Raw genomic sequence first — 24024 nt, 5'->3', positions numbered from 1 at the left:
GCATCTTGCCGAATAAAGCTGAATTCTCTGCATAGATTTATTATGCGCTTAGCCTCTAGAAATTGCTGGCAACGCAACGCAGGTTGCGACAATGTTCGCGAGAAATTTGCCGATACGACCAAGGACCGATGAAAGAGACATCCGTATCCCTGCCCCCGCTAGATTACCTGTTGGCTTTCGAAGCAACCGCCGAGGCGGAGAGCTTCGTTGCCGCGTCCAAGAAGCTCAACATCAGCGAGACTGCGATCAGCCGCAAGGTCCGACTGCTCGAGCTGCACTATGGTGTGCCCTTCTTTTTGCGTGGCCACCGGTCCATCAGCATCACGCCGCAAGGCACACTTTTTCTGGCGCGGATCAAGCCGGCGTTGAGCATGTTGCGCGAGGCTTCGCAGAAGACCGTCGCGGACCATCAGGACCGTCCGGTGACGCTGGCCGCCACCAACTCGGTCGCGGCGTTGTGGTTGATGCCCCGGCTGCAGAAGTTCAATCGCCACAACAAGCACTTGAAAATCATGCTCGTGTCGTCTGACGACGACAATGAATGCCTGTCGGACACGGTCGATCTGGCGATATTGCGCGGCGATGGCAACTGGCCCGGATTCGCGGCGCAGATGCTTTTTGGAGAGACAGTGTTCCCGGTCTGCTCGCCCGACTATCTGAGAGCGAACCCGGCGGCGGCGGATCCGGCACAGATCCATACGCTCGACTTGATCGAAGTGTCATCCAGCCACCGGGAATGGATGAACTGGCGCACTTGGCTCGACAGCGCCGGCATCGGCGTCACCGACCTTCGTCAGGGGTCGATTTTCAACACTTATCCGCTGTCGATCCAAGCCGCGGTGGATGGGCTCGGGATCGCGCTTGGCTGGGGTCATCTTGTCGATCCGCTTCTTTCCCAGGAAAAACTGGTGCGGCCCCTCGGGCCCGCGAAGGTGCGCACCGATCACGGCTATTACCTGCTGAAATCGGAACGCAAGAAACCCTTCGACGAATGCCGCGTGGTCGAGGAATTGTTGCTGGGGTTCAGCGCCGAACGGACCCGCTACGTCTGAGTGCGATGTCGGGTTTGAACAGGCACCCGTCCGATCCCGATCTCGTGCAGACCTGCGAACAGGTACATCTTGGTGTCGCAAATGAGCGAGGTCGCGATGAAGTACTCAGGTCTGCGAGTCATCAAGGAAGCCCTGACGGGCCACAAGGGCTGGGGCCCTGCGTGGCGCGATCCCGAACCGCAGAAAAGCTATGACTATGTCATCATCGGCGGCGGCGGGCACGGGCTGGCGACGGCCTATTACCTGGCCAAGCATTTCGGCAAGAAGCGCATTGCGGTGCTGGAAAAGGGCTGGATCGGTGGCGGCAACGTCGGCCGCAACACCACTATCATCCGCTCCAACTACCTGCTGGATGGCAACGAGCCGTTCTATGAGTTCTCACTGAAGCTCTGGGAGGGGCTGGAGCAGGAGCTAAACTACAACGCGATGGTCAGCCAACGCGGCATCCTCAACCTGATTCACTCCGATCCGCAGCGCGACGCCTTCGTCCGGCGCGGCAACGCCATGATCCTGAACGGCGCCGATGCGGAATTGATGAGCGTCGAGCAGATCCGCGAACTCTATCCCTTCCTCGACTTCAACAACGCGCGTTTCCCGATCAAGGGCGGGCTGGCCCAGCATCGCGGCGGCACGGTGCGTCACGACGCGGTGGCCTGGGGCTATGCGCGCGGCGCCGACAGCCACGGCGTCGACATCATCCAGAATTGCGAGGTCACCGGCTTCCGCATCGAGAACGGCGTTTGCAAGGGTGTCGAGACCTCGCGCGGCTTCATCGGTGCCGGCAAGGTGGCCTCCTGCGTTGCCGGCTCGTCCAGCCGCGTCATGGCGCTGGCCGACATGCGCCTGCCGATCGAGAGCCATGTCTTGCAGGCCTTCGTCTCCGAGGGGCTGAAGCCGGTGCTGCCGGGGGTCATCACCTTCGGCGCCGGCCACTTCTATTGCAGCCAGTCCGACAAGGGCGGGCTGGTGTTCGGTGGCGATCTGGATGGCTACAATTCCTATGCCCAGCGCGGCAACCTGCCGGTCGTCGAAGATGTCTGCGAAAGCGGCATGGCGCTGATCCCGGCACTGGGGCGCGCGCGCCTGCTGCGAATGTGGGGCGGCATCATGGACATGTCGATGGACGGCTCGCCGATCATCGACCGGACCCATATCGACGGCCTCTATTTCAACGGCGGCTGGTGCTACGGCGGTTTCAAGGCCACCCCGGCCTCGGGCATGTGCTACGCGCATCTATTGGCCACCGACACGCCGCACGAAACCGCTACTGCCTATCGTTTCGACCGATTCCGCCGCGGGCTGATGATTGACGAAAAAGGCATGGGCGCGCAGCCCAATCTGCACTGAGGAGCTGAGACATGATCATTGACCACCCCCTCCTCGGTCCGCGCGACGCGCAGGAGTTCACCTATCTCGGCGATGCCGCCCTGATCGACCGACCCGATTGGCAAGCCGAAGACGCCGTGGATCAGTTCCACGACTACCTCTACCTGCGCGACAACCCCGCGGGTGAGCATCGCGAGTTGTGGTTCCACGAAACGGGCGACCGCAGCTGGCTGGTGGTGACGCGCAATACCGTGACCCATGAAATCACCAAGGTCGAAATGGCCCGCGACGTGGCCCGCAGCCGGGGACGCAGCAAATGACCCAGACAAACAGGCTGTCCGGCGGGCAGATCGACACCTCCCGCACGCTGTCGTTCAAATTCGACGGCAAGACGTTCAAGGGTCATCCGGGCGATACGCTGGCGTCGGCCTTGCTGGCCAATGGCGTCCGCTTGATGGGCCGATCGTTCAAGTATCACCGCCCGCGCGGCGTGCTGACTGCAGGCAGCGAAGAGCCCAATGCGCTGGTTGAACTGCGCACCGGCGCCCGGCAGGAGCCCAACACCCGCGCCACCACCGCCGAATTGTTCCAGGGGCTAGAGGCCAACAGCCAGAACCGCTGGCCCTCGCTCAAACACGACGCGATGGCGATCAACGACCGGTTCTCGAACTTCCTGACTGCCGGCTTCTATTACAAGACCTTCATGTGGCCGAAAGCTTTCTGGGAAAAGCTCTATGAGCCGGCCATCCGCAAAGCCGCCGGTCTGGGATCGCTGTCGCTTCAGGAAGACCCGGACCAGTACGACAAGGGCTTCCTGCACTGCGATCTGCTGATCGTGGGCGCCGGTCCGGCAGGGTTGTCCGCCGCATTGACCGCCGGCCGCTCCGGTGCGCGGGTCATTCTCGCGGATGAGGATTTCGCCTTTGGCGGCAGGCTCAACGCCGAGACTTTCGCCATCGACGACAGCTCCGGTTCCGATTGGGCCGCCTCTGCCGTGGCCGAATTGCGCAGCATGGACAATGTCCGCTGCATGCCGCGCACCACCGTGATCGGCGGCTTCGATCATGGCATCTATGGCGCGGTCGAGCGGGTTTCGGACCACTTGCTTACCCCTGCCGCCGGCAAACCCCGGCAGATCCTCTGGCGTATCTACACCAAGCGCACGCTGCTTTGTGCCGGAGCCATCGAGCGCCCTATCGCTTTCGAAAACAACGACCGCCCCGGCATCATGCTGGCCGGTGCCATGCGGGCCTATGCCAACCGCTGGGCGGCGACGCCGGCGCAGAAGGTTGCGGTCTTCACCAACAACGACGATGGTCACCGCACCGCCGTGGACCTGATGGCCAAGGGCGTCAAGGTCGCCGCCGTTATTGACGTGCGCCCCGACGCGCCCCGGATCGCCGGTTGCGAACTGCTGGCCGGCGCACAGGTCATCGACACCGACGGGCGGCTTGGCCTCAGCTTCGTCAAGCTGCGTCAGGCCGACGGGTCCGAGCGCACCATCGAATGCGGCGCGCTTGGCGTCTCGGGCGGCTGGAACCCCAACGTACACCTGACCTGCCACCAGCGCGGCCGTCCCGTGTGGAACGAGGACATCGCAGCCTTCGTCCCCGGTGGCACGCTTCCGCAGGGCCAGAGCGTTGTCGGGGCAGCCAATGGTGCCTTCTCGACCCATGCCGCATTGGAATCGGGGGCTAACGGCGCCGTAGCCGCGCTGGAGGAGTTGGACATCAAGGCCGACAAGGCCCCCCTACCCCGCGCCGAGGATGCCCCCGTCAAGCTGAAACCCTTCTGGTACGTCGCCGAAGGCAAGGGCCGCGCCTGGCTGGATCAGCAGAACGACGTCACCGTCAAGGACGTCAAACTGGCGCACCAAGAGAACTTCCGCTCGGTCGAACACCTCAAGCGCTACACCACGCTGGGCATGGCCACCGATCAGGGCAAGACCTCGAACATGGGTGGCCTTGCCATCATGGCCGAACTGGCCGGTAAATCGATCCCCGGCGTCGGCACCACCATCTTCCGTCCGCCCTATACGCCGGTCGCCATGGGCACGCTGGGCGGCCGGTCGCGCGGACAGCATTTCCACCCGGTACGCGAAACCCCCAGCCACAAGTGGGCCAAGGAACAGGGCGCCGTCTTCGTCGAGACCGGCAACTGGCTGCGCGCCCAGTGGTTCCCGCAACCCGGCGAGACCCATTGGCGCGAAAGCGTCGACCGCGAGGTGCGCGCGGTGCGCGGATCGGTCGGCGTCTGCGACGTGACCACGCTGGGCAAGATCGACGTGCAGGGCACCGACGCGGCCGAGTTCCTCAACAAGGTCTATGCCAATGCCTTCGCCAAGCTGCCCGTCGGCAAGACACGCTATGGCCTGATGCTGCGCGAGGACGGCATCGCCATGGACGACGGCACCACCGCGCGGCTGGCCGAGGATCACTTCGTGATGACGACCACCACCGCGAATGCCGTGAACGTCTATCGCCACATGGAATTCGTACGCCAGTGCCTGTTCCCCGACATGGACGTGCAGCTGATCTCGACCACCGAGGCCTGGGCGCAATACGCCGTCGCGGGCCCCAATTCCCGCAAGCTGTTGCAGAAGATCGTCGACACGGAGTTCGACATCTCCAACGAGGGCTTCCCCTTCATGGCTTGCGGCGAGATCACAGTATGCGGCGGTCTCAGGGCGCGGCTGTTCCGGATCTCGTTCTCCGGCGAACTGGCGTTCGAGATCGCAGTGCCGACCCGCTATGGCGACGCGCTGATGCGCAAGCTGATGGAGGCGGGCAAGGACTTCGACGTGGTGCCCTACGGCACAGAGGCCCTGGGCGTCATGCGGATTGAAAAGGGCCACGCGGCGGGCAATGAGCTGAACGGCACCACCACGGCACTCAACCTCGGCATGGGGCGCATGGTGTCGAAGAAGAAGGATGCGATCGGCTCGCCCCTGTCCGAGCGTGACGGGCTGAACCCCGAGGATGCGCTGAAGCTGGTGGGCTTCCTGCCGAAGACCGCTGAGGACAAGGTCACCTCCGGCGGCCACCTGATGAACGCCACCGGCCCCGTCGATGCGAAGCATGATCAGGGCTACGTCACTTCGGCCTGCTATTCGCCGATCCTGAACAGCTACATTGGCATCGGCTATCTGAAATCAGGCTCCGAACGCATGGCTGAGACCCTGCGCCTGGTCAGCCCGCTGACCAATTCGGAGGTCGAGGTCGAGGTGGTCTCGGCCCATTTCGTCGACCCAGAGGGGGAACGTCTCCGTGCATGACTTGATCGCTTTAACCGCGCTTGGCGGCACCACCGCACAGGTCGACACCTTCGACCTGCTGCGCATCTCGGAATGCCCCGACTGGGCGCTGGCCTCGCTGGCGGCTCGAATGGGACGCGAAGACGATGTGGCGAAGGCGGCGCAAGACCTGCTCGGCGCCGCGCTGCCCGAGGCCGGGACCTGCGCCGTCTCGGACCCATTCTATGCCTTCTGGACCGGGCCCGAGCAGTGGATGATCGAGGCCCCTCACGACAGCCACGAAGACCTTGCCGCGCAGGTCAAGGCGGCGGTGGGCGACGCCGGATCGGTCACCGAACAGACCGACGGCTGGGTCCGCTTCGACCTCGAGGGCCGGAACTGCCACAACGTGCTGGAATTGCTGTGCAACGCCGATACGCGCACCATGGACGCAGGCAGCGTGACGCGGACCCGCATAGAACACCTCGGCTGCTTTCTCATCTGCCGGTCCGCGCACCATTTCAGCGTCATCGGCCCGCGCTCCTCTGCCGGCAGTCTGCATCACGCGCTGGTCGGAGCGGCGAAAAGCGCGATCTGACCTCGTGATCCCCCGCCCCGAACTTGATCCGCGGCCTCACCTAACCGACAAACGAGAGGTCCCGGATCAGGTCCGGGACCGCGATGCCACAGGCTGCGGCCGCGCGCTTACGACGGGAGCGGCCTGTTTCGTTCAACCCGAAACAGGTTGATCTTCTGGCGATCCTGCTGCGGTGTCGTGCCAAAGGCCTCGCGGTACTGCCGTACCATCGGCGCCGTCGCCGTGTAACCGACCGCCACGGCGATGCTTGTCATGGTGTCGTTGGAATAGAGCACCATCTGGCGCGCCGCGTTCATCCTGAGGTTCCGATAATACCGCGACGGGCTTTGGCCTGTGGCTGCCTTGAAATTTCGCTCAAGCTGGCGCGGGGACAGGCCCACCATTTGCGCCACATCGTCCACGTTGACCGGATCCTCGATGTGTTCGCCGAAGACCCGGATCGCCTGACGGACTGAGGGCGGCAGCATGTCCGACGTGCTTTCGCGCCGGAGCGTCGGCACTTTCTGGCGCACCCCCTCGCCGCGCATCAATGGATGCTGGAACCAGCAGGCGACCTCGGTGGTGACATCCTCACCCAGCTTGTCGTCGATCAGGCTGAGCATCAGGTCGAATACCGCCGCGGCACCTGACGCCGTAAGACGATCGCGGTCGATGATGATCACGTCGCTTTCGACCTTTAGATCGGGGAATTCGGCGGCGAAGGCGGACTCATAACACCAGTGCACGCTGCAGGTATGCCCGTCGAGCAACCCCGACCGCGCCAAGGGGAAGACCCCGCCGCTGACGCCGCCGACACGGACGCCATGCCGGCTGAGGCTGCGCAGCCTGCCATTCGAGGGTTTCGGAGCCTCGAACCGGGCAAGCGGCCCGGACAGCAGGAACAGGTAATCGAGGTCGAGATCGTCGCCCAGCGCGAGGTCCGGCTCAAACCAGATGTGGGCGCTTGATTCCACCCGTGCTCCGGTTTCGCCGATGAGCTTCCACGTGAATGCCGGTTCGCCTGAGATTTCGTTTGCCGCGCGCAGCGGCTCGATCGCCGAGGTCAGGCAGGACATCGGAAAGCCCGGAAAGATCAGGAACCCCAAAGAGGTTGTTTTTTCACTTCTGGTCATTACAATATTCCTGATAGGAAACTTGCGTTTGGTCAAGTCCGTTCGCGACGCTGGAATTCACCGGCCCTGAAACCTAAGAGATGTTTTTGAATGTTACAGCAGGACCCGGACGCCGCAATGAACGCCAAAGCCCTTTCTCAGGATCCGCACCGTGTCGGAGAAGAGCGCGAGAAGAACCTCGAAGTCGCAATCGGCCGTGAGGTACGTGCCTTTCGCAAGCAGCATAACATGACCGTCGCCGACCTGGCGAAAGCCACCGGCCTGTCCATCGGCATGTTGTCCAAGATCGAAAACGGCAACACCTCGCCCTCGCTCAACACCCTTCAGACCCTGGCGCATGTGCTGAGCGTCCCGCTCACTGCTTTTCTCCGCCGGTTCGAAGAGACGCGCTCTGCGGTGCACACCAAATCCGGCGAAGGCGTCGAGATGGAGCGTGAGGGCACCCGCGCCGGGCATCAGTACAATCTGCTGGGCCACATCGGATCAAACGCCAGCGGCGTGGTCGTCGAGCCCTACCTGATCACCCTCTCGGAAACCTCGGATGTCTTTCCGACCTTCCAACACGAGGGGATCGAAACGATCTACATGCTGGAAGGTGAGGTGAATTATCGCCACGGCACCGAGGTCTACCCGCTGAAACCCGGTGACACGCTGTTTTTCGACGCCGATGCACCGCACGGACCGGAAGTGCTGGTGCGCCTTCCGATCCGATACCTTTCGATCATCTCGTATCCGCAAGCAAGTTGAGGCCTTGGGTCCTGACCGTTCCCTGACACCGTAGGCCGGGCTTCAGCCCGGCCTTAAGGTCTTAGGTCGCCGCCTTCAACGGCGGTTCGGTATCCAGATCGGGCCAGATTCCATCCGAGGTGGGCTTGCCGTCGTCGAACTGCGCCAAGTAATCGACGATCATCGGTCGGTTGTCGATGAACCCCTTGTACGTCGCCAGCTCCACCGGCAGGTCGCGGATCACCCGGTGCAATCTGCGGCCCCATTTCGGCACGGTCACCAGATCCTGAAGCGAGATCAGGTAGCAGCGGATCGGGAACACCAACGCATTCGACCGCGGCAGACGGAAGAAGGTCTGCAATTCGACCCGCAGATATTGCTTGCGGCCGATGTTTTCCGGCGTCAGCGTCGTCTTCTGCACGCCCCACTTGTGGTAATTTTCGGGGCTGGTATCGAGCAGCGGATTGACCGTCATGGTCCAGTTCAGCCGTCGCGCGGGCATGCCCTGCTGAATGTTGAGCAGGAACTTCAGCGCGCGGACGAAGATGCCCATCTCGTGCGCCTTGGGCACCGGGGCGTGCCACTCGAAGAAGTTCATGCCGATGTCGAAATCCAGCGACCAGTCAGCCTGCGTCGTTACCATACCGGCATCCATCCACAGGTTGTCGTCGCGCTGGTCGAGCACGCAGAAATCGCCCTGCGCCTGCCGCGTGATGTACTCCATCGGGCCGTAGGGCAGCGTCGATTCGTCCATGAAGACGAACTTCTGGTCGATGCCCATCGGCTTGTTGATCCAGTGCCAGTTGTTGCCGTCACGGTGCAGCTCGAACAGGTCCGGGTAATCCTCGGACTTCGACACCATGATCAGCTCCAGCAGGTCCCACCCCGCCAGCGTCATGTGCGGCAGCGACTGACAACGCAGCGGATCCTCGGCCAGCACCTTTGCGCGGTCCTTCATCTCGGACACGTAATGCTCGTCGACGTCGAAGCGTTTTTCGAAGACCGAGCCTTCGGGCCCGCCCTGATGCTGCTCCATGTTCACCGAGTACATGTAAGTGTCTTCGTGGAACGGGAACGGGAAGCGTTTGATCGCCCAGTCCGAATTGTGGAAGGTGTAATCGTTGCGGAAGGTTTCTTCGTTGAACTGAATGGTCATTTTCGTCCCCTATCGGTCGAGCACGAGGGTCGGACCCTCGAAACGGCTGACACATGGCATGATCTTCTTGCCGGAGGCCTTCTGATCGTCCTCCAGCCAATGGTCGCGGTGCAGGAACAGCCCGTCGTATCCGATCACATCGGTTTCGCACTGTCCGCAGGCACCGCCGCGGCAGAGGTAGGGCGCATCGACGCCGGCGGCCTCGATGGCCTCCAGCAAGCTCTGGTTCTCGCCCACCGTGATGACCTTGTTCGACACCGCCAGCTTGACTTCGAAGGGCTTGCCCGGTTGCGGCGCGAGGAATTCCTCGTAATGCACTGCCTCGCGCGGCCAGCCCAACTCGGCCGCCTTGCCGCGCACCCAGTCGATCATGCCTTTCGGACCGCAGACATAGATATGCGTGCCCAACGGTTGACCGTCGAGCAGATGCTCGAGGTCGATCACCTGCTTCTGGTCGTCGTAATAAACATGCACGTTATTGGGATGTGCCGAGGTCAGTTCGTCGACGTAGGAGCCCAGTGCCTTAGTCCGACAGGCATAGTGCAGTTCGAACCGCCCGTTCATCGCCGAAAGCTGCTTGATCTGCGCCAGGAAGGGCGTGATGCCGATACCGCCGGCAATCATCAGGTGCTTCTTGGCGCGCAGGTCCAGCGAGAACAGGTTCACCGGGTAGGAGATGGTCATCTCGTCGCCCGGCTTGACTTGGGTGTGCATGAAAAGCGATCCGCCCCGCCCCTCCTCGTCGCGCCGGACCGAGATGGTATAGGCGGTCTGGTCCATCGGGTCGGACATCAGCGAATAGGGGTTCAGGCGCTGCGTGTCGCCGTCGCGCATCTCCACAACCGTGTGCGCCCCGCCCGAGAAAGTGGGCAGCAGGCCCCCGTCGGTGCGGGCGAAACGGAAGCGTTTCACGAGATCATTGACCGGCACCACATCGGTGACGGTCACGGCAAGCTTTGTGGTTCCGGCACTCATGAGTACAGCCTCACTGGTTCGGGCACGTTTCCGGGATCCTCTGCATCGACCCGCACCCCCTGATAGGCCGCGTGTCGGCGCGAATAGTGATCGCGCACGAAGAGGTTCAGTCCGCAATGTGCACAGACGAAGGGATCAGTCATCACGTCCTCGGTGATGCCCTTGCAATGGACGCATTGCATCCGCCGCGCGACCGAGCCGCGATGTTCGGTCTGGATGGCACTGTGCGGGATGCCGGCCTCGATAGCCTCGCGCATGGCCTGTCCCATCAGTCCCTCGGTGCCGGTCAGATAGACCTGAAGCCCCATGTGCGCATCGCTGAGCGTGCGGCGCAGGCGCGGCACGGCGGCTTCGTAGCTGGGTCCGATGTAGCATTGCGCGCACCCGGCGGCTTGCAGCTTCTCGGCCAGCGCTGGATCGGCGTCCTTGGGGATGTAGATGACATGCGTGCGCGCCGCCAGCGAGGCGTCGGCGGCGAAGAGGTCAAGCAGCGCCTCGGCGCCCTCGGCATCGGCGACCATAAGGTGCGACTTGCCGGCGCGGGCCTCGAGCGTGCCCCAGACCGGGCGGCTCTTGATCGATTCTGGAAACTGGAATTTGGACATTTGCCCATGGTTCTCCGTGGTTTCGCGGTTTGAAACGAAGGCGCGCGACGGGGTCCGCCGCGCGCTGTGTGCTCAGCCCTTGGCCGTGCGGCGTTTCTTGTCGGGGTCGTGGAACGGCATCGAATGCGCGACGCACTTGATCTCGCCGGTAGAGTTTTTGACCGTCATCTGGGTGCCGTCCTTGGCGCAGTCGACAGGCATCCGTGCGATACCGACGTTCCATTCGTTAAGCGGCGAGTACATGCCGATGGTGACCACACCCACCTGCTTGCCGTCCTTAATCAGCGGCGCTCCCTCCTCGGCGGGTTCCTCGCCTTCCAGCTTCACGCCGTAGATCTTGAAGCGCTCCTTGCCCTTCAGGCGATAGTGCTCTTCCGCGCCCCGGAACCCGGTCTTGCCCGGCGAAACGGTAAAGTCGAGCCCCAGTTCCCAGAGCGTGTCGCCGCCTTTTTCGTCTTCGAAGGGATACATCTCGGAGTTGTCATAGGGATAGAACAGCAAGTAGCTTTCGGCGCGCAGCAGGTCGAGCGTGGTGAAGCGTGTTGGGATGATGCCCTTGGGTTTGCCCTTCTCGACGAGGTTGTCCCAGATGTGCGGCGCATCCTGCCCGCGGCAGAAGATCTCGTAGCCGCGTTCGCCGGTGTAACCTGTACGCGAGATGGTCACCGGCTTGTCGAACAGCGTGGTGTGCTGGTGGCTGAAATAGACTTGGTCGCGGATACCGGGGACGCCCTGCTCCTCCAGAAAATCGACCGCCTTGGGGCCTTGCAGCGAGATGTCGTGCAGGTTGTCGTCGAATCGCACGTCAACATCACGGCCCATGGCCGCCATGGTCAGCTGCTCGTGACCGCCCCCGGTGCCGTGCACCACCATCCAGGAGTTCGGGCCCATGCGGTAGATCACGCAGTCGTCGATGAACTTGCCCTCGTCGTTCAGCATGGTCGCGTAGGAGGACCGGCCCGGCTTGATCTTCTCGACGTTGCGGGTGGTTGCACGGTCAATGACATGCGCCGCGTGGGGACCGACGACATGCACCTTGTGCAGGCCCGAGACGTCCATGAAACCCGCGTTGGTGCGGATCGCCATGTATTCCTCGGTCTGGTCCTTGTCGTAGCTCCAAGCGGTGCCCATGCCGCCCCAGTCTTCCAAGTCCGAGCCCAGCGCGCGGTGCCGGTCAGCCAGCGTCGAAAATCTCCAGGTTGCAGTCATCTTTATCTCCCCGTCTCGCACGAGTCCCTGTCCGGACCCTGCCTTAAATTTCCGTATTTCAATGACTTGCACCATCGGGTGCGGTCATCGGTTCGGCAGACATCTTGCCCCGTCGCCCATGCGACCGTGAGAAGAATTTTGCGCGGCCTTGCCTGCAAAATTGTGAGCCAGCCTCGGTTTCAGTTGACAGATCCTCCGAAAAAAATGCAAGCCTTAATGAAAAAAAGTTTACTGTCAGGCAAAATCTGACCAAGCAAAACGAAGAGGGAGACTGAAAATTGGACGGTAATCTAAACGCACTGACGACAGTGTTCACCGAGTTCTACTACTGGGTGACAGTGGTGTTCATGTTCCTGATCCACGTTGGATTCTGCATGTACGAGGTCGGCGCCAGCCGAAACCGCAACCACATGCACACGCTGATGAAAAACATCATGATCATCCCGTTGGTGACGGTCACGTTCTTCTTCTTCGGCTGGTGGATCTACTGGGCCTTTCCGGACTTCCCGTTCTTTGGCGGGCTGAACCACGAGATGGGCAACGCCAACCTGCCCTGGTCCGAGACCATGGGCACCAACCTCGGCGACCGAATCACCGGCGTGTTCTGGGCGGCGTTCCTGCTGTTCTCGTGGACGGCGGCCTCGATCGTGTCGGGGGCGGTTATCGAACGCATCCGTTCTTCGGCGCTCTGGCTGCACGCGGTGCTGATCGGTTCGGTCTTCTGGATCATCGACGCGGCCTGGGGCTGGCACTATGCCGGCTGGATGGTGAAATACCTCGGGTATCACGACGCCTATGCCTCCGGCGTGATCCATGCGGTGGCCGGCGGCTATGCGCTGGGCGTCATCATGGTTCTGGGTCCGCGCTTGGGCAAGTTCGCCAAGGACGGCACGCCGCGGGATATCCCGCCGCACAACCCATGGATGCTGACCATCGGTATCTTCCTGATCTACACCGGGTTCTGGGGCTTCTATGCGGCCTGCAACGTGCCCGCCATCTCGCCCGAGGTCATCGACGGCCAGATCGTCGGCACCACATGGACGGCGACCAACATCTACCTTGCGCCCACATCCCTGTCGGCGATCACCTTCAACTTCCTGATGTCGCTGTCTGGCGGTCTGATGGCAGCCTACCTTGTCAGCAAGGGCGACGCCTTCTGGACCTTCTCGGGCGGCTTGGCCGGGGTCATCACGGCCTCTGCCGGCAACGACCTCTACCATCCGATCCAGGCGATGCTGATCGCAGGCGTCGGCGTGGTGATCGTCTACAACCTGCACTTCTGGGTCGAACGCCGGTTCAAGCTGGACGATGCGGTCGGTGCTGTTGCCGTGCACGGCTATGCAGGGGTGGTCGGTCTGATCATCTCCGGGTTCGTGCTCTGGGGCGCACCGTCGTCGCCCTATGAAGGCTACGCCTCGATCACGCCCTGGGGGCAGACGACCGGCGCGGTGATCATGTTCTTCGTGCTGGGCTTCCTGCCGGCCTTTCTGGTCAGCAAGGGGCAGGCCGCGCTGGGCATTCTGCGCATCCCGCCAGAGGTCGAACTGCAGGGTCTCGATTACGCCGAGCACCACGCCTACGAGGATGCCAAGGACGCCGTGATCGAAGCCGACAAGGAACTTCTGGCACAACACACCACCACCGGAGCGAGGGTCTGAGATGTCAACAATCGGTTATGAAAGCTGGGCCGTCGATCTGGCCGACGTAGGGGCGATCTATCCCTTCCAGGGAACCGAGGTCCTGATGACCATCCTCGGGGTCGCCTTCTGGATCGGCTGGCATGTCCTTCAGTTCAAGGCAGAGTCCAAGCATTTGGAAAAGGCCCGTAAGCTGGGCGATGCCGAAAAGGTCAGGCGCGCGCTCGAGCGATACTGACCACGAATAGACCAAGAGGCGCCGGAAAATCCGGCGCCTCTTTTTATTCCTGATAGGCAAAAAAGTTTCTTAGCAGTTGAGTCGCGTCGCGTTCGGTGGTAGCGTCCGACTCAGAGTAATGGAGAGGGTCTGCGCCATGTGCGGAATCGTTGGATTATTTATCAAGGACAAGTCGTTGGAGCCGCAGCTTGGGGCGCTTCTGACCGATATGCTTGTCACCATGACAGACCGCGGGCCGGACAGCGCCGGCATCGCGATTTACGGCGGTCAGGATGAAAACGCAGCCAAGCTGACGGTCCAGTCCGATGCGCCCGAGGCCGATTTCGCCACGCTGGCGGATGACCTCGGCAAGGCGATCGACGCCAAGGTAACCGGCAAGGTCAAGGACACGCACATCGTGCTGTCTCTGCCCGCCGACAAGATCGCTGCCGCGCGTCAGGCGCTTCCGGAACTGCGCCCGGGCGTGAAGTTCATGTCGACCGGCGAGACGATGGAAATCTACAAGGAAGTGGGCCTGCCCAAGGACGTGGCCGCCCGCTTCGAGGTTTCGCAGATGTCGGGCAGCCACGGCATCGGCCACACCCGCATGGCCACCGAATCCGCCGTCACCACGCTGGGCGCGCACCCGTTCTCGACCGGCATGGACCAATGCCTCGTGCACAACGGATCGCTGTCCAACCACAACAGCCTGCGCCGCAAGCTGCGCCGCGAAGGTATCCACATCGAGACGATGAACGACACCGAGGTCGGCGCCGCCTATCTGACGTGGAAGATGCAGACCGGATCGACCCTCGGCGAAGCGCTGAAAAGCAGCCTCGACGATCTCGACGGGTTCTTTACCTTCGTGGTGGGCACCAAGGACGGCTTCGGCGTCGTGCGCGACCCGATCGCCTGCAAGCCTGCCGTGATGGCCGAGACCGACCAATACGTCGCCTTCGGCAGCGAATACCGCGCGCTCGTCAACCTGCCGGGCATCGAAGACGCCCGCGTCTGGGAACCCGAGCCCTCAACCGTCTACTTCTGGAACCACTGACATGCAGACATTCGATTTGGAATCGCAAGGGCTGCGCGCCCTGAACGAGGCCCTGCACGCGCAGGCCCAGGACACCAACCAGACCGCTTGGGAAGTCGTGAACGCCAAGGGCAGCCACGCCATCGCCGTGGGGCTCGACGCCCCCATCGAAGTCAAGGTCATGGGCTCGACCGGCTACTACTGCGCCGGCATGAACAGCCAGGCCACCGTGCACGTGCACGGCTCGGCCGGGCCGGGTGTGGCCGAGAACATGATGTCGGGCACCGTGATCGTCGAGGGCGACGCCAGCCAATACGCCGGCGCCACCGGACATGGCGGCTTGCTCGTCATCAAGGGCAATGCATCCTCACGCTGCGGCATCTCGATGAAGGGCATCGACATCGTCGTGCACGGCAACATCGGACACATGTCGGCGTTCATGGCGCAATCCGGCAACCTCGTGGTGCTGGGCGATGCTGGTGACGCACTGGGCGACTCGCTCTATGAGGCGCGCCTGTTCGTACGCGGCAACGTCAAGAGCCTCGGCGCAGACTGCATCGAGAAGGAGATGCGCCCCGAGCATATCGAGATCCTGCGCGACCTGCTGGAGCGGGCCGGCGCCGATGCAAAGCCGGAAGAATTCAAGCGCTACGGCTCGGCCCGCCAGCTTTACAACTTCGACGTCGACAACGCGTCTGCGTACTGAGGAGATGGACATGAAAGATCAGACAACCACGACCATCCCGCGGACCCAGCCGGTCCAGTCGGCCACCTTCTCGAACTCGGTCAACTCCGAGATCCGGCGCGCCGCGCATACCGGCATCTATGATATCCGGGGCGGCGGCGCGAAACGCCGGGTGCCGCATTTCGACGACCTGCTGTTTCTCGGCGCGTCAATCTCGCGCTACCCGCTCGAAGGCTACCGCGAAAAGTGCGAGACCAAGGTGACGCTGGGCACCCGTTTCGCCAAGAACCCGATCGAGCTGGACATGCCGGTGACTATTGCCGGCATGAGCTTTGGCGCCCTGTCAGGCCCTGCCAAGGAAGCGTTGGGTCGCGGCGCCTCCGCCGCCGGCACTTCGACTACCACCGGCGACGGCGGCATGACCGAGGAAGAGCGCGGACATTCCAAGAAGCTGGTCTACCAGTACCTGCCCTCGCGCTACGGGATGAACCCGCGCGACCTGCGCCGCGCCGATGCGATCGAGATCGTCGTCGGTCAGGGTGCCAAGCCGGGCGGCGGCGGCATGCTGCTGGGTCAGAAGATTTCGGATCGCGTGGCGGGGATGCGCAATCTGCCCAAGGGTATCGATCAGCGCTCGGCCTGCCGCCACCCCGACTGGACCGGCCCCGACGATCTGGAAATCAAGATCCTCGAGATCCGCGAAATCACCGGCTGGAAAGTTCCGATCTACGTCAAGATCGGCGGCACCCGCCCCTATTACGACACCACGCTGGCGATCAAGGCGGGCGCAGACGTCGTGGTTCTCGATGGCATGCAAGGCGGCACCGCGGCGACGCAGGATGTGTTCATCGAACATGTCGGCCTGCCGACGCTGGCCTGCATCCGCCCCGCCGTTCAGGCCCTTCAGGATCAGGGCCTGCACCGCGAGGTCCAGCTGATCGTCTCGGGCGGCATCCGCACCGGCGCCGACGTGGCCAAGGCCATTGCGCTGGGTGCCGACGCGGTCGCCATCGGCACCGCCGCGCTGATCGCGTTGGGTGACAACGACCCCAAGTGGGAGCCGGAATACCAGAAGCTGGGCACCACCACCGGCGCTTATGACGACTGGCACGAAGGCCGCGACCCGGCCGGCATCACCACGCAGGACCCCGAGCTGATGGCCCGCTTCGACCCGATCGAAGGCGGCCGGAAGCTGAAGAACTACCTCAAGGTTCTGACGCTGGAGGCGCAGACGATCGCGCGGGCCTGCGGCCACAACCACCTGCACAACCTCGAACCGGAAGACCTCTGCGCGCTGACGATGGAAGCCGCGGCCATGGCCAAGGTTCCACTCGCCGGCACCGACTGGTACCCCGGCAAGGCAGGTTTCTGACACACCGCGGCGCGCCCTCATTCGGGGTCGCGCCGTTTCCGCAAGATGGTGCAGAGTTTGCCCAGACACCATCGCGACACAAATCGACAGAGAGGATCAAGATAACATGCCCCGAGATCAAGTGGCGCCCGACGCACAGACCAATCTCGCCGAGTATGCCGCCGAGCGCGACATCAAGTACTTCATGATTTCCTTCACTGACCTGTTCGGTGGACAGCGGGCCAAGCTGGTGCCCGCCGCGGCCATTTCCGACATGCAGGAAGATGGCGCAGGGTTCGCCGGTTTCGCCACGCATCTGGACATGACCCCCGCCCATCCCGACATGCTGGCCGTGCCGGACCCGTCGTCCGTGATCCAGCTGCCGTGGAAGCCCGAAGTCGCCTGGGTGGCGGCCAACTGCGTCATGGAAGGCCAGGACGTGCAACAGGCGCCGCGCAACGTGCTGCGCCGGCTGATCGACGAGGCCGCGCAAGAGGGCATGCACGTCAAGACCGGCATCGAGGCCGAGTTCTTCCTGCTGACCCCGGACGGCGAGCAGATCTCGGACGAGTTCGATACCGCCGACAAGCCCTGCTATGACCAGCAGGCTGTGATGCGCCGCTATGACGTGGTGCGCGAGATCTGCGACTACATGCTGGAAATGGGTTGGGGCCCCTACCAGAACGACCACGAGGACGCCAACGGCCAGTTCGAGATGAACTGGGATTACGACGATGTCCTGAAGACCGCCGACAAGCATTCGTTCTTCAAGTTCATGACCAAGTCAGTGGCGGAAAAGCACGGCTTCCGCGCCACCTTCATGCCCAAGCCCGTCGAAGGCCTGACCGGCAACGGCTGCCACGCGCATATCTCGGTCTGGGACGCTCCGGGCGATAAGTCGAAGAAGAATGTCTTCGCCGGCGAGAAGAACGATACCCCGACCGGAGAACTGGGCCTGTCGGAACAGGGCAAGCACTTCCTCGGCGGCATCATGAAGCACGCCTCCGCGCTGGCCGCGATCACCAACCCCACGGTGAACTCCTACAAGCGCATCAACGCGCCGCGCACCATGTCCGGTGCCACCTGGGCGCCCAACACCGTGACCTGGACCGGCAACAACCGCACCCACATGGTGCGAGTCCCCGGCCCGGGCCGCTTCGAACTGCGCCTGCCCGACGGCGCGGTGAACCCCTACTTGCTGCAAGCGGTGATCATCGCCGCGGGTCTCAGCGGGGTCCGTTCGCAGGCCGATCCCGGCAAGCGCTATGACATCGACATGTATGCCGAAGGCCACAAGGTGCGCGGGGCGCCGAAACTGCCGCTGAACATGCTCGACGCGCTGCGCGACTACGACAAGGACAAGGAGTTGAAGAAGATGATGGGCGATGAGTTCTCGACCGCCTATCTGAAGCTGAAGCGCGAGGAATGGAATTCCTTCGTGTCGCACTTCTCGCGCTGGGAAAAGGCACACACGCTGGACATCTGAGCCATACCAAAACAAATGAAACGCCGCCGCAGGTCCCCTGCGGCGGTGTTTTCGTGGTTGCGACCACCCTCCGATCCGGGCGGTAGGTTTCGACCACCGCACAGGACGCTCCCGCGTGACGGACCAAATCCGGTACCTTTTGTCACGGAGCGCGGAGGTCCCGGGTCAGGCCCGGGACGGGCGTCTTTTCCGAATGCATGTAAGGGTCTGCGCCGCGCAGGGCGTCAGCGCGCGTATCCTGTGGTTGCGGCACGCCCCAGGGCGCGAGGTTGTTGACCAGCGCCAGGCAGAGTCGCCTGAACACCGCCCGCAGCTTGTCGATTTCCGGCCCGGCCAGCCCGTTCAAATCAAGCGCGCGGTCCATGCAGGTCAGCCAGTCTTCGGCATCCTGCTCCGAGATCGGCACATGGGCGTGGATCTCCCGGACGTTCATGTGCCCGTGACGTTCGACGTAGTACTGACGCCCTCCCAGGAAGCCCGACAGGAAGTCGAACAGTTCCGGACGGGCGTGCGCGATGCCGTGGCCGCGGGCGTGAAGGATTCTCAGGGACCGACCCTCGGGGATGCTTTCGACGAGATCGTAGAAATCCTCGATCAGCTTGCGCAGGCCGGTTTCGCCGCCGATCTCGTCGAGCATGATCCGTTTGCGGGCGCCGCTGTCGCCCATGGGCCACTTCCTTCTGGTTCAGAGGTCGGGATACAGCGGGAAACCCGCGCAGAGTGCCGCCACGCGGTCGCGCACTCCGGCCTCGACCTCGGCATTGCCGTCCTCGCCATTCGCGGCCAGCCCGTCAACAACTTCGACGATCATGTCGGCGATCTGTCGGAACTCGGCCTCGCCGAAGCCGCGCGTGGTGCCCGCCGGCGTGCCCAGACGGACACCGCTGGTCACGGTCGGCTTCTCCGGATCGAAGGGAATGCCGTTCTTGTTGCAGGTGATGTGCGCGCGGCCAAGGGCCTTCTCGGTGGCATTGCCCTTTACGCCCTTGGGCCGCAGGTCCACTAGCATGACATGCGTGTCGGTGCCGCCGGTGACGATATCGAGCCCGCCTTTCATCAGTTGATCCGCCAGGGTCACCGCATTGGCCCGAACCTGCTGCTGGTAGCGCTTGAACGACGGGTCCAGCGCCTCGCCGAAGGCCACTGCCTTGGCCGCGATCACGTGCATCAGCGGCCCGCCCTGGATGCCGGGGAAAATGGCCGAGTTCACTTTCTTCGCAATGACCTCGTCATTGGTCAGGATCATGCCGCCGCGCGGGCCGCGCAGTGTCTTGTGCGTCGTGGTCGTCGCCACGTGCGCATGGGGAAACGGCGAGGGATGCTCGCCCGCCGCCACCAATCCTGCGAAATGCGCCATGTCGACCATCAAGAGCGCGCCGATCGAGTCGGCGATCTTGCGAAATCGGGCAAAGTCGATCTGCCGTGGGATGGCCGAGCCGCCGGCGATGATCAGCTTGGGCTTGTGCTCGTTCGCCAGTGCCTGCACCTGGTCATAGTCGATCCGGTTGTCATCCTCGCGCACGCCGTATTGCACCGCGTTGAACCACTTACCCGACTGGTTAGGCGCCGCGCCATGCGTCAAGTGCCCGCCGCTGGCGAGGTTCATCCCGAGGATGGTATCGCCGGGTTGGATCAGCGCCTGGAACGCGCCTTGGTTGGCCTGGCTGCCGGAATTGGGCTGCACGTTGACAAAATCGCAACCGAACAGCTGTTTCGCCCGCTCGATGGCAAGGTTTTCTGCCACGTCGACCCAGTCGCAGCCACCGTAATAGCGGCGGCCCGGGTAGCCCTCGGCATATTTGTTGGTCAGGACGGACCCTTGCGCCTCCATCACCGCGCGGGACACTATATTCTCGCTTGCGATCAGCTCGATCTCATCGCGCTGCCGGCCAAGCTCGCCGGTGATGGCATCGAAGAGCTCGGGATCGGTGTTTGCCAACGTGTCGGTGAAGAAACCCTTGTGGTCTTGCGGGGCATTCATGGGCGTGTCTCCTGAAGGTTAGCCGGTCCAGCCAAGGCCGGTGGCGATACAGTTCATCGATTGCAGAAGCGGCGTGGTGTCGGTGCTCTCGGACTTGCGCCGAATGTCCGACAGCAAGGCGGTTTGCAGCGCGTGGATGCGGTCAAGTTCATGCTGGACCCGACCGAACCGGGTACACATGTTCGGAAAGCGCTCGCCGATCTCGGGCGTGCCGGTCAAGGCACGCATCTCGGCGCAGGCCAGATCGTATTCCTGCCGCACCCGGTCGAAGATCGGGTCGCGGACGTCCGCCTCGGGCACCAGCGCGGCATAGCGGGCCGCAATATCCATGTCGGCGTGAAAGAGCGACTTCTCCACCTCGTCGACCATCAGCCGAAACAGCTTCGACCGGCGAAACATCGCGGCCAGAAGTGCTTCGCCTTGCGGTCCACGCACCCGGCGGAACGAAGCCATCGCCGTGCCGAAGCCATACCATCCGGTGATCAGGTGCCGGTTCTGCGACCAGGCGAACACCCAGGGGATCGCCCTGAGATCGTCCAGCGTCTGCGCCCCCGAGCGCCGCGCCGGGCGCGAGCCCATCTTGAGCATCGCCAGTTCCTCGACCGGGCTGGCCTGCTGAAAATAGCTGACGAACCCGGGAAGGCGCAGAAGCGTCGAATAAGCGGTCTGCGACACCCCCGACAGCGCCTCGAGCGCGTCATTGAACTCGGGACGCACAAGGTCGGGCTTCTGGTCCAGCGATTGCGCCAGCACCGACGAGGCCAGAAGTTCAAGGTTGTGCAACGCCGTGCCGCGATTGGCAAACTTGGAAGAAACGACTTCGCCCTGCTCGGTGGTCCGCAGGCGGCCGTTGATGGTGCTCCGCGGCTGCGCGGCGATGGCGCGTTCCGTGGGCGCGCCGCCTCGACTGACCGATCCGCCGCGGCCGTGAAAGAACTCGGGCTTCATGCCGTGGGCTTCCAGCGCGCGGGCAATGCTGCGCTGCGCCTTTTCCAGCTCCCACGTGGAACACAGGAAGCCACCGTCCTTGTTGCTGTCGGAATACCCCAACATGATCTCGACCAGACCGCCCTCGGCCTTCAGGCTGCGGCGTGCCAGCGGCACCTTCAACAGTGCATCAAGAATGCGCGGTGCGGCGCGCAGATCCTCGATGGTTTCGAAAAGGGGCACAACGCGCAGGTCCAGCTTTTCGGCGCCGAAGCCCGCGTAGCGTGCCAGCAGGTAAACGGCCAGCAGGTCATCGCAGGACCGCGTCATCGACAGGATGAACGGGCCCAGCGCGTGCCGGTCAGCGCCGGTGCGGGTCTGGTTCATCAGTTCTAGCAGGGCCAGCAGTTCACGCGTTGCATCGTCCAGTTGCCCCCGGTCGACCCAAGGCAGACTGCCGCTGCCAAGTTCACAGCGGAGCCTTTCGGACCAAGCGGCGGTGCCATAATCCTGTGTCTCGCCGGTCAGCCGCCAGATATCGCCCAGCGCGCGGGTAGTGACGCCCGAGTTCTGTCGGACGTCCAGCGTGAACGCGCGGAAGCCGAAGACCTCGGCCCGCCAGCGGATCGGGCGGATCAGGCGGGCCGCCAGACGGTCGGCCTCGATGGCTTCGAAAGCCGCCTCGACGCGGCTCAGGTCGGTTATGAAATCGCCGACGCGGGCATAGGCCGGGCCGGCCTGGTCGCGGGTGGCGGTGACGCGCGTGCCTATGGCGCTGATCGCCTGCCTGAAGGTCTCGCCGGGGTTCTGATGGCTGGGCGTGCCTGAACCCGCACCCGAGATCACCGCCTGCAATGCGGTGGTCGCGGTCTCGGGAAGACGGGCGATGGTGGCGCTGATGCTGGCGCGTTTGGCGGCCTCGGTCAGATCGGCCTGGTACTTGGCAAGGATCGCCGCGCGGGACCGGGCCAGCGCCTCGCGGGTGATGTCGAGCGTGACGTTAGGATTGCCATCACGGTCGCCGCCGATCCACGAATGGAACCGAATGCAGGGGCGGGTTGCGGGCGTTTCGCCATAGCGATCGGTGACGGCGGATTCGAACCGGTCGTAAAGCTGCGGCACGACGTCGAACAGGCTGTCGCGGAAAAATTGCAGGCCCCATTCGATCTCGTCCACTGGCGAGGGCCGTTCCAGCCGCAATTCGCCGGTCAGCCACAGCAGGTCGATCTCCGACTCCAGGTCGTCAAGCAGGTCGGCGCGTTCGCGCGGCGTCCAGCGCTTGGTCTCCATCGCAACCAGCGTGCGGTAGATGCGGCGGTGAATTTCCAGCACGGTGACGCGCTTGGCCTCGGTCGGATGCGCGGTGAGCGTCGGGCCGACCGACAGGCATTCGGCCGCGCGCGCGAAATCCTGCGCGTCGGCATCGGGAAACTGGGCCAGCGCGCGGGCGAAACTGCCCTCGACAGCCTCGGGCCCGTCCTGCGTCTCGGATTGCCGCCGGGCGCGCATTTCGGCGTTTTCCTCGGCAATCTTCAACAGGTGAAACCAGATGTTGAGCGCCTGAAGCACCGGCACCGGATCGGCGCCCTCGGGCAGGGCGCCTTGCCCGGCATCCAGCATTGGCAGCACTTGCGGCGCTCGCTGCGCGATGACCTTGCGCCAGAGCCTGTGCAGTTCGGCCCTGAGCCCGGCCGCATAGTCCGGTTCGGGCGCCTCCGACTCTGCGAATGCCGCGTTTTCCATCAGTTCACCCGATCGCGCGGATCGCGGCCTTCGAAGAAGTCGCGAAGGTTGTCGAGAACGCGAAATCCCATGGCTTCACGGGCCTCGCGGGTGGCGCTGCCCAGATGCGGCAGCATCACGAGGTTGTCGCAGTCCATCAGCACCGGGTTGATCTTCGGTTCGCCGTCGAACACGTCGAGCGCAGCGCCGCCGATGGTTTCGAACCACAGCGCCTGGCTCAGCGCCAGCTCGTCGATCACCTCACCCCGCGCGGTGTTGATGAGATAGGCGTCCGGTTTCATCAGGTTGAGCCGCGTGGCGTTGATCAGCCCGCGGTTCTCGGCCCCGCCCGGGCAATGCAGCGAAACGAAATCGCATTGCGGCAACAGGTCCTCGATGGTGTCCACCTGCGTGGCATTGCAGGCGGCAAGGATCTCGGGCTTCACGCGCGATCGGTTCTGCACGACAATCTTCATGCCGAAACCGTGGTGCGCGCGCCGTGCCATTTCTTGCCCAATGCGGCCGAAGCCGATGATGCCCAGTGTCTTGCCCGAGACCTTGGTGCCGACCAGATGCGTCGGACGCCAGCCGGTCCAGCGGCCCTCACGGACCTCGCGCTCGCCCTCGCCAGCGCGCCGCGCCACCATCAGAAGCAGCGTCATCGCCAGGTCGGCGGTGCATTCGCTCAGCACGTCGGGCGTGTTGGTCACGCAGATGCCCTGCGCGGACACCCGGGGAATGTCGATGTGGCTGAAACCCACACCATAATTTGCGAGGATCTTGGTCTGCGGACGCGCCAGCTCCAGGGCGGGCGCGCCGATCTTGTCGGTGACCGTCGGCAGGACCGCATCATAAGAGGACAGCGCCTCCTTGAAGTCTTCCGGGGTCAGCGGCGTGTCGGCCGTGTTGAGCACCGTGTCGAAGTGCTCGCTCAGTTGCGCCTCGACCGCCGCAGGCCAGCGCCGAGTCACCAGAACCTTGGGTCGTGCCATCG

The 24024-nt window shown here is 63.4% G+C and carries 21 protein-coding genes; 12 read left to right on the top strand and 9 right to left on the bottom strand.

Features of this window, described 5'->3' with window-relative positions; all coding sequences use genetic code 11:
* Window positions 1-128: 128 nt before the first annotated feature.
* The 5 genes from AC04PT_RS07720 (at window position 129) to AC04PT_RS07700 (ending at window position 6208) form a co-directional block, all read left to right on the top strand.
* Window positions 129-1052 (top strand): LysR substrate-binding domain-containing protein, encoded by a 924-nt coding sequence (locus tag AC04PT_RS07720; protein WP_482873049.1) that lies wholly within the window; start codon window positions 129-131, stop codon window positions 1050-1052.
* Between the two features lie 96 nt (window positions 1053-1148).
* Window positions 1149-2399, top strand: coding sequence for a sarcosine oxidase subunit beta family protein (locus AC04PT_RS07715; RefSeq protein WP_482873090.1), 1251 nt, complete (start codon window positions 1149-1151; stop codon window positions 2397-2399).
* An 11-nt stretch (window positions 2400-2410) separates the two neighbouring features.
* Entirely contained in the window at window positions 2411-2698 is a 288-nt protein-coding gene (locus tag AC04PT_RS07710) for a sarcosine oxidase subunit delta (protein WP_482873048.1), read from the top strand.
* Window positions 2695-5652, top strand: coding sequence for a sarcosine oxidase subunit alpha family protein (locus AC04PT_RS07705; RefSeq protein ID WP_482873047.1), 2958 nt, complete (start codon window positions 2695-2697; stop codon window positions 5650-5652). Before AC04PT_RS07710 ends, AC04PT_RS07705 begins: the two co-directional genes overlap by 4 nt.
* On the top strand, window positions 5645-6208 hold the full coding sequence (locus AC04PT_RS07700) for a sarcosine oxidase subunit gamma (RefSeq protein WP_482873046.1): 564 nt from the start codon (window positions 5645-5647) through the stop codon (window positions 6206-6208). Before AC04PT_RS07705 ends, AC04PT_RS07700 begins: the two co-directional genes overlap by 8 nt.
* A 107-nt stretch (window positions 6209-6315) precedes the next feature.
* Here AC04PT_RS07700 and AC04PT_RS07695 read toward each other — a convergent pair whose 3' ends face one another.
* Window positions 6316-7320, bottom strand: a complete 1005-nt coding sequence (locus AC04PT_RS07695) for a GlxA family transcriptional regulator (RefSeq protein ID WP_482873045.1) — start codon at window positions 7318-7320, stop codon at window positions 6316-6318.
* A 117-nt stretch (window positions 7321-7437) separates the two neighbouring features.
* Between AC04PT_RS07695 and AC04PT_RS07690 the strand changes: the two genes are divergently transcribed.
* A complete protein-coding gene (locus tag AC04PT_RS07690; protein WP_482873044.1) occupies window positions 7438-8067 on the top strand; it encodes a helix-turn-helix domain-containing protein in 630 nt (209 codons plus the stop codon).
* 61 nt (window positions 8068-8128) lie between these two features.
* On the opposite strand, the gene AC04PT_RS07685 is transcribed toward AC04PT_RS07690, so the two are convergent.
* The 4 genes from AC04PT_RS07685 to AC04PT_RS07670 all read right to left on the bottom strand — a co-directional run bounded on the left by AC04PT_RS07685 (window position 8129) and on the right by AC04PT_RS07670 (window position 11991).
* A complete protein-coding gene (locus AC04PT_RS07685) occupies window positions 8129-9202 on the bottom strand; it encodes a heme-dependent oxidative N-demethylase family protein (RefSeq protein ID WP_482873043.1) in 1074 nt (357 codons plus the stop codon).
* Window positions 9203-9211: 9 nt separating this feature from the next.
* Window positions 9212-10177: a PDR/VanB family oxidoreductase gene (locus AC04PT_RS07680; RefSeq protein ID WP_482873042.1), complete on the bottom strand. Its 966-nt coding sequence runs from the start codon at window positions 10175-10177 to the stop codon at window positions 9212-9214.
* Window positions 10174-10782, bottom strand: coding sequence for a dimethylamine monooxygenase subunit DmmA family protein (locus tag AC04PT_RS07675; protein WP_482873041.1), 609 nt, complete (start codon window positions 10780-10782; stop codon window positions 10174-10176). Before AC04PT_RS07675 ends, AC04PT_RS07680 begins: the two co-directional genes overlap by 4 nt.
* 72 nt (window positions 10783-10854) lie before the next feature.
* A complete protein-coding gene (locus AC04PT_RS07670) occupies window positions 10855-11991 on the bottom strand; it encodes an aminomethyl transferase family protein (protein WP_482873040.1) in 1137 nt (378 codons plus the stop codon).
* 278 nt (window positions 11992-12269) lie between these two features.
* On the opposite strand from AC04PT_RS07670, the gene AC04PT_RS07665 reads away from it, so the two are divergent.
* The 6 genes from AC04PT_RS07665 (at window position 12270) to glnT (ending at window position 18400) form a co-directional block, all read left to right on the top strand.
* Window positions 12270-13649, top strand: coding sequence for an ammonium transporter (locus AC04PT_RS07665; protein ID WP_482873039.1), 1380 nt, complete (start codon window positions 12270-12272; stop codon window positions 13647-13649).
* A 1-nt stretch (window position 13650) separates the two neighbouring features.
* Window positions 13651-13866 carry a hypothetical protein gene (locus AC04PT_RS07660; RefSeq protein WP_482873038.1) on the top strand — a complete coding sequence of 72 codons (216 nt, stop codon included), beginning with the start codon at window positions 13651-13653 and terminating at the stop codon, window positions 13864-13866.
* A gap of 136 nt (window positions 13867-14002) precedes the next feature.
* A complete protein-coding gene (locus AC04PT_RS07655; protein WP_482873037.1) occupies window positions 14003-14899 on the top strand; it encodes a class II glutamine amidotransferase in 897 nt (298 codons plus the stop codon).
* A 1-nt stretch (window position 14900) separates the two neighbouring features.
* Window positions 14901-15584 (top strand): GltB/FmdC/FwdC-like GXGXG domain-containing protein, encoded by a 684-nt coding sequence (locus AC04PT_RS07650; RefSeq protein WP_482873036.1) that lies wholly within the window; start codon window positions 14901-14903, stop codon window positions 15582-15584.
* 10 nt (window positions 15585-15594) lie between these two features.
* Window positions 15595-16935 carry an FMN-binding glutamate synthase family protein gene (locus AC04PT_RS07645; protein ID WP_482873035.1) on the top strand — a complete coding sequence of 447 codons (1341 nt, stop codon included), beginning with the start codon at window positions 15595-15597 and terminating at the stop codon, window positions 16933-16935.
* 106 nt (window positions 16936-17041) lie between these two features.
* The gene (gene glnT / locus AC04PT_RS07640) at window positions 17042-18400 is read left to right on the top strand and encodes a type III glutamate--ammonia ligase (RefSeq protein WP_482873034.1); all 1359 of its coding nucleotides are present in this window, start codon (window positions 17042-17044) and stop codon (window positions 18398-18400) included.
* A gap of 142 nt (window positions 18401-18542) precedes the next feature.
* Here the strand turns inward: glnT and AC04PT_RS07635 are convergent, their stop codons facing one another.
* From AC04PT_RS07635 to AC04PT_RS07620, 4 genes are read right to left on the bottom strand one after another with little or no spacing between them, the layout of a single operon-like run.
* Window positions 18543-19067, bottom strand: a complete 525-nt coding sequence (locus tag AC04PT_RS07635) for a group II truncated hemoglobin (RefSeq protein WP_482873033.1) — start codon at window positions 19065-19067, stop codon at window positions 18543-18545.
* Window positions 19068-19085: 18 nt separating this feature from the next.
* Window positions 19086-20381 (bottom strand): serine hydroxymethyltransferase, encoded by a 1296-nt coding sequence (glyA, locus tag AC04PT_RS07630; RefSeq protein ID WP_482873032.1) that lies wholly within the window; start codon window positions 20379-20381, stop codon window positions 19086-19088.
* 18 nt (window positions 20382-20399) lie between these two features.
* Window positions 20400-23051, bottom strand: a complete 2652-nt coding sequence (locus AC04PT_RS07625) for a phosphoenolpyruvate carboxylase (RefSeq protein WP_482873031.1) — start codon at window positions 23049-23051, stop codon at window positions 20400-20402.
* Complete coding sequence (locus AC04PT_RS07620; protein WP_482873030.1) at window positions 23051-24022, bottom strand: 2-hydroxyacid dehydrogenase; 972 nt, start codon at window positions 24020-24022, stop codon at window positions 23051-23053. The genes AC04PT_RS07625 and AC04PT_RS07620 overlap by 1 nt, the downstream gene beginning before the upstream one ends.
* Window positions 24023-24024 lie beyond the last annotated feature (2 nt).

It is taken from the genome of Litorisediminivivens sp. KMU-197 (assembly GCF_056858395.1).
Note: the sequence above shows the minus strand (reverse complement) of the source record. Positions and strands in the feature narration are given on the sequence as shown.